Origin of the sequence: Paracoccus sp. FO-3, from assembly GCF_006386455.1 — a bacterium.
GTDB classification, from domain to species: domain Bacteria; phylum Pseudomonadota; class Alphaproteobacteria; order Rhodobacterales; family Rhodobacteraceae; genus Paracoccus; species Paracoccus versutus.
On the sequence record NZ_VCBQ01000034.1, the window covers coordinates 36,885 to 48,784 of the forward strand.

At 71.4% G+C, this 11,900-nt stretch carries 3 protein-coding genes; all 3 read left to right on the forward strand.

Going from position 1 to position 11,900, the window contains the following annotated elements; genetic code table 11:
• Window positions 1–4 precede the first annotated feature (4 nt).
• A complete protein-coding gene (locus FE811_RS11585; RefSeq protein WP_116222166.1) occupies window positions 5–6,304 on the forward strand; it encodes a type I polyketide synthase in 6,300 nt (2,099 codons plus the stop codon).
• A 2-nt stretch (window positions 6,305–6,306) separates the two neighbouring features.
• A complete protein-coding gene (locus FE811_RS11590; protein WP_116222167.1) occupies window positions 6,307–7,299 on the forward strand; it encodes a glycosyltransferase family 2 protein in 993 nt (330 codons plus the stop codon).
• The coding region (locus FE811_RS11595; RefSeq protein ID WP_140847669.1) for a MupA/Atu3671 family FMN-dependent luciferase-like monooxygenase at window positions 7,296–11,900 on the forward strand (4,605 nt) is incomplete at its 3' end. The genes FE811_RS11590 and FE811_RS11595, both read left to right, overlap by 4 nt.

Sequence of the window (11,900 nt, forward strand, 5' to 3'; positions counted from 1 at the left end):
CCGCATGGCCTTTGACAAACCCGCCGTCGAAGACGGTGATATCGCTATCATCGGCATGGCCGCCCAGTTGCCGGGGGCCGCGGGGATCGCCGAATACTGGGACAACCTGTGCCGGGGCGTCGAGGCGATCCGCCGCATCCCCGAGGCCGAGTTGATCGCGCGGGGCGAGTCGCGGGCGCGGCTGGCGGACCCGAACTACGTCCCCTCGGCCGCCGTGCTGGAGCAGTTCGACGAGTTCGACGCCGAGTTCTTCGGGCTTTCGCCCAAGGAAGCGGCGATCATGGACCCGCAGCACCGCAAGTTCCTGGAAACCTGCTGGCACGCGCTGGAGGATGCGGCGCATCCGCCCGAGCGTTTCGCCGGCAATATCGGCGTCTGGGCCGGCTGCGGCATGGGCAGCTATTACTACTGGAACGTCTGCTCGAACCGCGACCTGGTCGATGGCGTGGGCCATTTCCTGCTGCGCCATACCGGCAACGACAAGGATTTCCTGTCCACCCGCGTCAGCCATGTCTTCGACCTCAAGGGGCCCAGCATCAGCGTGCAGACCGCCTGTTCCAGTTCGCTGGTGGCGATCCACATGGCCTGCCAGTCGCTCAACTCGGGCGAATGCGACATGGCGCTGGCCGGCGGCGTGACCATCGAGCTGCCGCATGGCCTTGGCTATCTCTACAAGGAAAACGAGATCCTGTCGCCCGACGGCCATTGCCATGCCTTCGACCATCGCGCGCAGGGGACCGTCTTCGGCAGCGGCGCGGCGGTGGTGACGCTGCGCCGGCTGCGCGACGCGCTGGCCGATGGCGACCATATCTGGGCGGTCATCAAGGGCTCGGCCATCAACAACGACGGCGCGGCCAAGGCCGGCTACCTGGCCCCCAGCGTCGAGGGCCAGGCGCAGGCGGTGGCCGAGGCGCTGGTCATGGCCGGGGTTTCCTCGGACAGCATCGGCTATGTCGAATGCCACGGCACCGGCACCGCGCTGGGCGACCCGATCGAGGTCGCGGCGCTGAACCAGGCCTATGCGCGGGTTTCGGACGGCACGCGGCAGGGGCCGTGCCGCATCGGCTCGGTCAAGACCAATATCGGCCATCTCGACACCGCCGCCGGCAGCGCCGGGCTGATCAAGTCGGCCCTGGCGGTGCATCACGGGCAGATCCCGGCCAGCCTGGGCTACGAGGCGCCGAACCCCGCCATCGATTTCGAGGGCGGGCCGTTCCAGGTCAACGACCGGCTGTCGGACTGGCCGGTGCCGGGGCCGCGCCGCGCCGGGGTGAACTCGCTGGGTGTCGGCGGCACCAATGCGCATGTGATCGTGCAAGAGCCGCCCTTGGCCGAGGCGTCGGGGGAATCCGACTGGCCGTTCCACATCATCGCCGTCTCGGGCCGCAGCAAGGCGGCGCTGGACGCCAATTCGGCCGCGCTGGCGGGCTGGCTGGCGGCCAACTCGGCCGTGGACATGGCCGACCTGTCCTTTACCCTGACCCAAGGGCGGCGGCAGTTCGACCGCCGGCGCGTGCTGGTCGCGCATGATGCGGCCGAGGCGGCGCGGCTTCTGGCCGATCCCGACCCGCTGCTGGTCTTCGACCACCAGCAAGCCGGCGACCCGGCCGAGGCGGTGTTCATGCTGCCCGGCGGCGGTGCGCAATATGCCGGCATGGCGCGCGGGCTTTACGAAACCGAGCCGGTGTTCCGCGAATGGATGGACCGCGGCCTCGACCACATGGTGGCCGCGCATGGCGCCGACCTGCGCGCGCTGTGGCTGCCCGAGCCGGGGGCCGAGGCCGAGGCCGAGGCGGACCGGCGGCTCCTGCAGCCCTCGCTGCAACTGCCGCTGCTGATGATCACCGAATATGCGCTGGCGCAGCTGTGGATCAGCTGGGGCGTGACCCCCGCCGCGCTGATCGGCCATTCCATGGGCGAGAATACCGCCGCCTGCATTGCCGGGGTCATGTCCTTCGAGGATTGCATCGGCCTGGTGCGCCTGCGCGGCCTGCTGTTCGACCGGGTGCCGGCGGGCGGCATGCTGTCGGTGCCGCTGGCCCCCGAGGATTTCGCGGCCGAGCTGGCCGAGCTGGGGCTGGACCTGGCGGCGGTGAACGGGCCGGGCCTGTCGGTGGTCTCGGGTCCCGATGCCGCGCTGGACCGCTTTGCCGCGCGCATGGCAGCGCGCGAGGTGGAATGCCAGCGCATCGCCATCTCCATCGCCGCGCATTCGCGGCTGCTCGACGGGATCCTGGCCGAATTCCGCGCCTATCTCGCCTCGATCCCGCTGAATGCGCCGCAGATCCCGATCATCTCGAACCGCTCGGGCCAGCCCTTGACCGCGGCCGAGGCGACCAGCCCCGACTATTGGGTCGCACATCTGCGCGGCACGGTGCGCTTTGCCGATGGCATCGCCCATCTGGCGCAGGTGCCGGGGCGGGTGTTCGTCGAGGTCGGGCCGGGCCGCGCCATGCAGGCCATGGCCAAGGCGCATCCGGCGGTCGCCGCCAACCAGGTGATTTCCACGCTGCGCCACCGCGACCATGCGACCAGCGACGACAGCTATTTCATGGGCGCCCTGGCGCGGTTCTGGGCCTGCGGCGGGCAGATCGACTGGGACCAGGTCTGGGGCGGCGCGCGGCGCCGGCGCCTGTCGCTGCCGGGCTATGCCTTCCAGCGCAAGCGCTATTTCATCGAACGCGCCACCCATGCCGCGGCCGAGGCGGCCTCGGAACTGGCCCGGATCGACGCGCCCGCCGATTGGGGCTGGCGTCCGGCGTGGAAACTCGCCTCGCCGAATATCGAGATCGGGCTGCAGGGGCCGGTGGCGCAGGGCGCGCGGACCTGGCTGGTCTTTGCCGACGAGCTGGGCCTTGCCGCGCGCCTGACCGAGGCGCTGCGCGCCCGCGGCCAGCGCGTCGCCGTGGTCGAGGTGGGCGATACCTTCGCCGACAAGACGGTTGCGGGCGGCGACGGCCGTTTCCTGCTGCCGGTCGAATCCGATCGCGAGGGCTATGAGATGCTGCTGGCCGCGCTGGCCGGGCAGGACATGGTGCCCGACCGCATCCTGCACCTGTGGTCGGTGACGCAGGGGGCTAAGTTCCGCCCCGGCTCCAGCCTGCTCAACAGCCAGCTGGAGCGCGGTTTCTTCGGCCTGCTGCACCTGGCCCAGGCCATCGGCGCCGAGCTGCCGGATGCAAAGCTGGACCTGATCGCCATCTGCAACGACGCGCTGCGCGTCGCGGACGAACCCGCCCCGGTGCCGGAAAAGGCCACCGCCGCCGGGCCGATCCGCGTCATGCCGCATGAGATGCCGAATATCCGCGCCCGCCTGGTGGACATCCGCCTGCCGGCGAAGGGCCTGGACGCGCTGGCCGCCAACCTGCTGGAAGAGGCGCTGGCCCCCTCGGGCGCTGCCGTCGCCGCATGGCGCGACGGGCGGCGGTTCGAACAAAGCCTGGAGCGGGTGGCGCTGGAGGATGACGGCATGGCCGCCATCCCGCAGGGCGCGGCCTGCCTGATCACCGGCGGCTTCGGCGGCATCGGCCAGGCCATCGCGCGCGAACTGGCGCAGCGCGGCGGCGCGAAACTGGCGCTGACCACGCGCGGCCGCGTGGATTCGCCCGCCGTCATGGCCTCGGTCCGGCAACTGGAATCGCTGGGCGCCGAGGTGCTGGCGATCCGCGCCGACGTGACCAGCCCCGAGGACATGGCCCGCGCCGTGGCCGAGACGCGGGCGCGCTTCGGCAGCCTGGACGTGGTGCTGCACGCCGCGGGCGTGATCCGCGACAGCCTGATCGCGGCCAAGACCGACGACGAGGCCTGGGACGTGCTGGCGCCGAAGCTGCTGGGCACCCGCGCGCTGATCGAGGCGCTGGCGGACAATCCCGCGAAGCTGACGGTGCTGTTCTCCTCGACCTCCTCGGCGATCGCGCCGGCGGGGCAGGCGGATTACGTCGCCGCCAACGAATACCTGAACGCGGTGGCGCGCTCGGCACCGCAGGCGCTGGGCCGGGTTGTCGCGGTCAACTGGGGCGTCTGGGCCGATGCCGGCATGGCGGCGCGGGCGATGGGGCTGGACACGGCCTCGGCCGTGGCGGTGCCGCAAGGGCGGCCGCTGCTGGACGAAAGCCTGCCCATGCCGGGCGGGCGCGAGTTCCGCACCGCGCTGAAGATGCAGGACTGGATCATCGGCGGCCACAAGACCGCCCAGGGCCAGGCGCTGATGCCCGGCACCGGCTGGATCGAACTGGTGGCCGAGGCGGCGCTGGAATGCGGGCTGAGCCTGCCGCTGGCGATCCGCGACCTGGAATTCCGCCGCCCGGTGCTGGTTTCCGACACCGCGCTGGTCAGCACCCGCGTTTCGCCCGAGGGCGATGCCATGCGCATCGATATCCTGGACGATCCGCAGGGCGAGCCGAATGTCTCGGCCCTGGTCGCGGGCTTGCAGGAACCGGCGCCCGAGCCGCTGGCCGGCGGCGGGCCATGGGACCGGGACGGGCAGGGCGCGGCGCTGCCTTCGGCGCAGGAAGGCCGGATGGCGTTCGGCCCGCGCTGGCAGGTGCTGCGCCGCTTCCGCGTCACCGGCGACGAGGGCGTGGCGGAGCTGTCGCTTGCGCCCGAATACGCCGCCGAGGCCGGGGAATGGCTGGCGCATCCGGCGCTGATGGACATCGCGACCGGCTGGGCCATGCAGCTGATCAAGGGCTGGACGCCCGAGAACCTGTGGGTGCCGATGGGCTATGGCGCGATCCGGCTTTACGCGCCCTTGCCGGCGCAGGTGGTCAGCCGCATCCGCAATGCGGGCGAAAACACCGATGCGCAGGGCATGGCGCAATTCGACATCACCCTGGCCGCGCTGGACGGCACGGTCGTCGCCGAGATCCGCGGCTTTGCCCTGCGCAAGCTGGCGGCGGCCATCGCCGCCACGCCCGCGCGCAGCCAGCCGCCGCGCAGCCTGTCCCCGGCCGAGCGCCGCTTGCAGCACAACATCAGCCAGGGCATCCCGGCCGCCATCGGGCCTGCGATGCTGAGCCGGGCGATCTCGACCGGGCTTTCTCAGGTCTATGTCTCGTCGCTGGACCTGCCGGCTCTGATCGCCGAGGCGGGGGTGGTCGAGGATGCCGCGCCCGCCGAGGGCGGGTTCGAGCGTCCCGACCTCGACAGCGATTTCGTCGCCCCGGCGCCGGGCATCCAGGCGGAACTGGCGGCGATCTGGTCCGGGCTGCTGGGCATTGCCCAGGTCGGCGCGGCGGACAGCTTCTTCGACCTGGGCGGGCATTCGCTGATCGCGGTGCGCATGTTCGGGCAGCTGCGCAAGGCGTTCGGCGTCGACCTGCCGATCTCGACCCTGTTCGAGGCGCCGACCATCGCGCAGCTGGCCGCGCTGGTCGAGGAACGCACCGGCCCGCGCGAGCTGGTCTCGCCCGACAACGTGCGCGAATTGCCGGTCGCGGCCCGGCCGCGGTTCCGTTTCCTGGTCGACATGGGCGGGCGGGGCGAGGGCACGCCCTTCTTCATGGTCGCCGGCATGTTCGGCAATATCATGAACCTGCGCCAGCTGGCGCAGCGGCTGGGGCCGGATCGCCGCTTCTGGGGCATCCAGGCGCGCGGCCTGCTGGGCGACGACAAGCCGCATGAGGATTTCGCCGAGGCCGCCCGCGACTATATCGCGGAACTGCGCCAGGTGCAGCCGACCGGCCCCTATCTGATCGGCGGCTTCTCGGGCGGCGGGCTGACCGCCTATGAGATGGCGCGGCAGTTGCGCGCGGCGGGCGAGGAGGTGGCGATGCTGGTCATGCTCGACACGCCCCTGCCGCTGCGCGAGCCGGTCGGCCGCAAGGACCGGCTGATGATCCGCCTGGGCGAATTGTGCGAGGGGGGCGCGGGCTTCGTCTGGAAATGGCTGCGCGACCGCGTCGCCTATGAATTCCAGCGCCGCAGCAAGGCCAAGGCGGTCGAGGCCGAGGTCGGCGCCGAGGCGACCGGCGCCTTCCACGACCTGGCCATCGAGGCGGCCTTCCTGGCGGCGCTGCCCCGGATGCGGCTTTCGGTCTGGGACGGGCCGGTGGCGATGTTCCGCCCGCCGCTCGACAAGCGCTGGAAGGTGACGGGCGGGCGCTGGATCAATTCCGGCCGCGACTATGTGGTCGAGGACAACGGCTGGACGCCCTGGATGCCCGACCTGCGGGTGATCGAGGTGCCGGGCGACCACGATTCCATGGTGCTGGAGCCGAACGTGCGCCGCCTTGCCTCGGTCCTGCGCGAGATCCTGCGCGATGCCGATGCGGACGCCCCGGCAAGGATCAAGGCGGCAGAGTGACCATGGACCCCGATGCAGCCCCGCCCAGCGTTCATGTCATCGTGCTGAACTGGCGCACGCCAGAGATGTCCTTGCAGGCCGCCGAGGCCGCATTGCGCGAAATGCAGGGCATCGACGGCGGGTTGATCATCGTGGACAACGATTCCGGGGACGGTTCGTTTGAACGGATGCAGGCGGGCGTGCAGGCGCGCGGCTGGCCTTCGGATCGCGTCGCGGTGGTGCAATCGGGCTGGAACGGCGGCTTTGGCGCCGGCAACAACCATGGCATCCGCCAGGGCCTGCCGGACGGGCGCCGCGCCGACCTGGTCTATCTGCTCAATTCGGACGCCATCCCGCAGCCCGGCGCGATCCGGGCGCTGGTCGATTACCTGGGCGTGCATCCGCGGGTCGGGATCGCCTGCTCGCGGCTGCGCGGCACCGACGACATGCCGCACAGCACCGCCTTTCGCTTTCCCTCGGCCTTGGGCGAGTTCGAATCGATGAGCCGCACCGGGCCGATCTCGCGCCTGCTCAGCCGCAAGGTTGTCTCGCTGCCCCAGCCCCAGGTCTCGGGACGGGTGGACTGGTCGGCGGGGGCCTCGATGATGATCCGCATGGCGGTGCTGGACCGCATCGGGCTCTTCGACGAGGGGTTCTTTCTCTACTACGAGGAAACCGACCTGTGCCGCCGCGCGGCGCGGGCGGGCTGGCAGACGCATTACGTCGTCGAAAGCCTGGTGCTGCATATCGGATCGGTCAGCACCGGCATGAAGGAATGGAAGCGCGCGCCGGATTACTGGTACGATTCGCGGCGGCGCTATTTCGAGAAACATCATGGGCGGCTGGGTGCGCTTTGGGCCACGGTCGCCCATCTGGGGGGCGCGGGGGTGTTCCGCCTGCGCTGCCTTATGTCGGGGCGCAAGCCGGATGGGCCGCCGGGCCATCTGGCGCAGCTGACGCGCCACGCCTTTCGCCCGCAACCAAAGCCCGTTCATGTTGAAAAGGGTAAGCCATGACGCAATTTTCCGCGATTCTGGTGGGTAACGAATCCTTGCTGCGCCACGCGGCCGAAACGCTGCTGGCGCGCGGGCATCGCATCAATGCCGTGGTGACGCGCAATCCCGACCTGCGCGACTGGGCGCAGGGCGCCGGGCTGGCGGTCGAGGACCAGGACGCGCCGCTGCCCGCCGATGCGCCCGCGGCCGACTGGCTGTTCAGCGTCGCCAACCTGTCGATCCTGCGCCCCGAGATGCTGGCGCGCGGCCGGTTGGGCGCGATCAACTTCCACGACGGGCCGCTGCCGCGGCTGGCGGGGCTGAACGCCCCGGTCTGGGCGATCATCGGTGCCGAGCCGCAGCACGGCGTCACCTGGCACATGATCGAGGGCGGCGTGGACGAGGGCGACATCCTGACCCAGCGCCTGTTCGAGATCCGCGAGGACGACACCGCGCTGACGCTGAACGCGCGCTGCTTTGCCCGCGGGGCCGAAAGCTTTGCCGATGTGGTCGCGCAGCTCGAGGGCGCCGGCCCGCAGCGGCAGCGCCAGGATCTGTCGCAGCGGACCTATGTCGGCCGCGACAAGCGCCCCGAGGCGGCGGCGGTGCTGGACTTCACGGCTGCCGCGGCGCGCATTGGCGCCTTGGTGCGCGGCCTTGACCATGGCGGCTACTGGAACCCGCTGGCCATGCCCAAGGTCCGGCTGGCCGACCGCGTGCTGCTGGTCGCGGGTTTCGAGGGCATCGAGCCCGCCGTGGCCCCGCCCGGCACGGTGCTGTCCCATGACGGCGCCTCGGCGCTGATCGCGGCGGCGGACGCGGCGGTGCGGCTGCGCTTTGCCGGCGACTTGCCCCCGGTGGGCACGGTGATCCCGCCGCTTTCCAGCGAGGAGGCCGCGCGGCTGACCGACCTGGCCGGGCAGGCGGCGAAGCATGACGGCTTCTGGCGGGCGCGGCTGGCGCGGATGAACCCGGCGGTGCTGCCGGGCGAGGGCTCCGGTTCCAGCCAGCGCGTGCAGCTGATGCCCGGCGCGGGGCCCGAGCGGATCGCGCTGGCCGCCTCGCTGATGGCGCGGCTGGCGGGGCAGGCCGCCTTCGACCTGGCGCTGCGGCCCGCGGCCCAGCCCGAGGCGGCCGGGATCGTCGCCGACTGGCAGCCCCTGGCGGTCGAGGCGCCGGGCGAGCGCACGCTGGCCGATCTGGGACAGGCGCTGGCCGGGCAGATCGCCGAACAGGCCAGGCGCGGCTTCTTCATGGCCGACCTGCTGCACCGCGCGCCCGAACTGCGCGACATGGCCACGCCGGACCTGGCGATCAGCCTGGATGCCCGCGGCCCGGTCCGGGATGCGGCGCTGTGCGTGACCCTGACCGAAACCGGCGCCTGGCTGGACCATGATCCGGCCCGCGTCACGCCCGCGCAGGCGCAGCGGCTGGCCCGCGCGCTGGACGGCGGCCTGGCGCTGCCCGGCTCCACCACGCTGCGCGACATCCCCCTGATGGACGCGGATGAGCGCGAGGCGCTGCTGGTCGCCCGCAACGCCACCCAGGCCGAGGTGCGGCTGGCCTGCATCCACGGGCTGATCGCCGAGACGGCCGCGGCCGACCCGGATGCCGTGGCGCTGGCCTTCGAGGATCGCACCCTGACCCGCGGCCAGCTTGACCGCGCCGCGAATGCGCTGGCGGCGAAGCTGGTGGCGATGGGCGTGGGCCCGGACCAGCCGGTCGGGCTGTTCGCCCGCCGCTCGCCCGAGCTGGTGATCGGTGCGCTGGCGATCTGGAAGGCGGGCGGCGCCTATGTGCCCCTGGACCCGGACTATCCCGCCGACCGCATCGAGCTTTACATCCAGGACAGCGGGGCCGGGGTGGTGCTGGTGCAGGACGGGCTGGCCGACCGGCTGCCGGCGCATGGCGCGCAGGTGGTGGGCATCCCGACCGACCTGCCGCATGGGCTGGTGGCGGCGCCGGTCAGCGCCGTCGGGCCGCAGAACCTGGCCTATCTGATCTATACCTCGGGCTCGACCGGCCGGCCCAAGGGGGTGATGGTCGAGCATCGCAACGTCGCCAATTTCTTCGCCGGCATGGACGCGGTGATCCCGCACCGGCCGGGCGATGCCTGGCTGGCAGTCACGAGCCTGTCCTTCGACATCTCGGTGCTGGAGATCTTCTGGTCGCTGGCGCGCGGCCTTCGGCTGGTGATCGCGGGCGAGGAATCGCGGCTGGCGGTGTCCTCGGTCCCCGCCCAGCCGCGGCGCGAGGTTTCGGGCGGCATGGATTTCAGCCTGTTCTATTGGGGCAACGACGACGGGCCGGGGCCGAAGAAATACCAGCTGCTGCTGGAGGGCGCGCGCTTTGCCGACCAGAACGGTTTCGTCGCGGTCTATACGCCGGAACGGCATTTCCACGCCTTCGGCGGTCCCTATCCGAACCCGGCGGTTTCGGGCGCGGCGGTGGCGGCGGTGACGAAGAACATCTCGGTGCGCGCCGGCAGCTGCGTGCTGCCGCTGCACCACCCGGCCCGCGTGGCCGAGGAATGGGCGGTGATCGACAACCTGACCTCGGGGCGGGCGGGGCTGGCCATCGCCTCGGGCTGGCAGCCGGACGATTTCGTGCTGCGCCCGGAAAACGCGCCGCCGAACAACAAGGCGGCGCTGGCCCAGGGCGTCGAGCAGTTGCGCCGGCTGTGGCGCGGCGAGGCGGTCGAGTTCCCGCGCAAGGACGGCAGCATGTTCGGCGTGGTGACGCAGCCGCGCCCAGTGCAAAGGGAACTGCCGCTGTGGTTGACCGTTGCCGGCAACCCGGAAACCTGGATCGAGGCCGGGCGGCTGGGCATGAACGTGCTGACCCACCTGCTGGGGCAAAGCATCGACACGGTGGAAAGCCGCATCAAGGATTACCACGCCGCGCTGCGCGAGGCCGGCCATGATCCGGCGCGCTTCACCGTCACGCTGATGCTGCATACCTGCCTGGCCGAGGATCGCGAGACCGCGCGCGAGATCGCCCGCGAGCCGATGAAGAACTACCTGAAGAGCGCCGCGGCGCTGGTCAAGCAATATGCCTGGGACTTCCCGGCCTTCCGTCGCCCGGCTGGCATGACCAACCCGATGGCCATCGACCTCGGCTCGCTCTCCGAGGAAGAGCTGGACGGCATCCTGGAATTCGCCTTCCTGCGCTATTTCGAGGATTCGGGCCTGTTCGGTTCCCTCGAGGACGGGATCGCGCGGGTCGAGCAGCTGAAGGCCATCGGCGTGGGCGAGATCGCCTGCCTGATCGACTATGGCATCGCGCCCGAGCAGGTGATGGCCGGCTTTCCGCTGCTGGCGCGGCTGCGGGCCGAGGTGAACCCGCATGGCGCCGAACCCGAAGAGGGCGATTTCTCGATCGCGGCGCAGATCCGGCGCTGGAAGGTGACGCATCTGCAATGCACGCCCAGCATGGCGCGCATCCTGGTTTCGGACCCGCAGGTGGCGGCGGCCATGGCCGGGCTGACATGCGTGATGGTGGGCGGCGAGGCGCTGTCGCCCTCGCTGCTGGCCGAGATCAAGGCGGCGACGCGGGCGCGGGTGCTGAACATGTATGGCCCGACCGAGACGACGATCTGGTCCACGGTGGCCGACCTGAGCGACGGCGGCGCGGTGACGCTGGGCGGGCCGATCGCCAATACCCAGGTCTATGTGCTGGACGGCGACGGCGTGCCGGTGCCCCCCGGCGCTCAGGGCGAGCTGTGGATCGGCGGTCATGGCGTGACCCGCGGCTATTGGCGGCGCGAGGATCTGACCGCCGCGGCCTTTCGCCCCGATCCCTTCGTGCCGGCGGATCGCGCCGCGCCTTGGGGCGCGCGCATCTATCGCACCGGCGACCTGGTGCGCTGGCGCGAGGATGGCGGGCTGGACTATATCGGCCGGGCCGACCACCAGGTGAAGCTGCGCGGCTTCCGCATCGAGCTGGGCGAGATCGAGGCGCAGTTGGCCAGCCTGCCCGGCGTGCGCGAGGCGGTGGCGCTGGTGCGCGAGGACGTGCCCGGCGACAAGCGGCTGGTGGCCTATGTCACCGGCGCGGCCGAACTGTGCGAAAAGGCGCTGCGCGAGGCTCTGCTTGCGCATTTGCCGGCGCATATGGTGCCGGGGCGGATCCTGCGGCTTGAGAAGATGCCGCTGACGCCGAACCGCAAGATCGACCGCAAGCATCTGCCGGTGCCGGGGGCCGTCGCACAGGCTCCGGCGGGGGCGGCGCCGGCGGCGGCCATCGAGGCCGCCACCGCCGCTGCGGCTGTCGCCGCAAGCGCCGCCCCGACCGAGGATCTGGCGCAGGCGGTGCAGGCGCTGTGGTCCGAGGTGCTGGGCGTCGAGCAGATCGGCCCGCGCGACAATTTCTTTGCGCTCGGCGGGCATTCGCTGCTGGCGATCCAGCTGCACCGGACCATGCGCGACCGGCTGGCGCTGCCGCGGCTGGGGGTGACGGACATCTTCCGCTTCCCGGTCATGGCGGATTTCCTGAAGCATGTCGCTTCGCTGGCGCCGCTCGGCACGGTCGCCGCCCCGGTGGCGCCCGCACCCGCGCCGGCGCCGGCAGCGGTGGTGCCCGAGCCTGTGCTGGCGGCCGAGGATGCCATGGCCCGGCGCCGG

What these genes read in the sequence shown, in the direction of transcription:
- FE811_RS11585 (WP_116222166.1), top strand. Translation starts at nt 5, where the DNA reads ATGGCCTTTGACAAACCCGCCGTCGAAGACGGTGATATCGCTATCATC.
- FE811_RS11590 (WP_116222167.1), top strand. Translation starts at nt 6,307, where the DNA reads ATGGACCCCGATGCAGCCCCGCCCAGCGTTCATGTCATCGTGCTGAAC.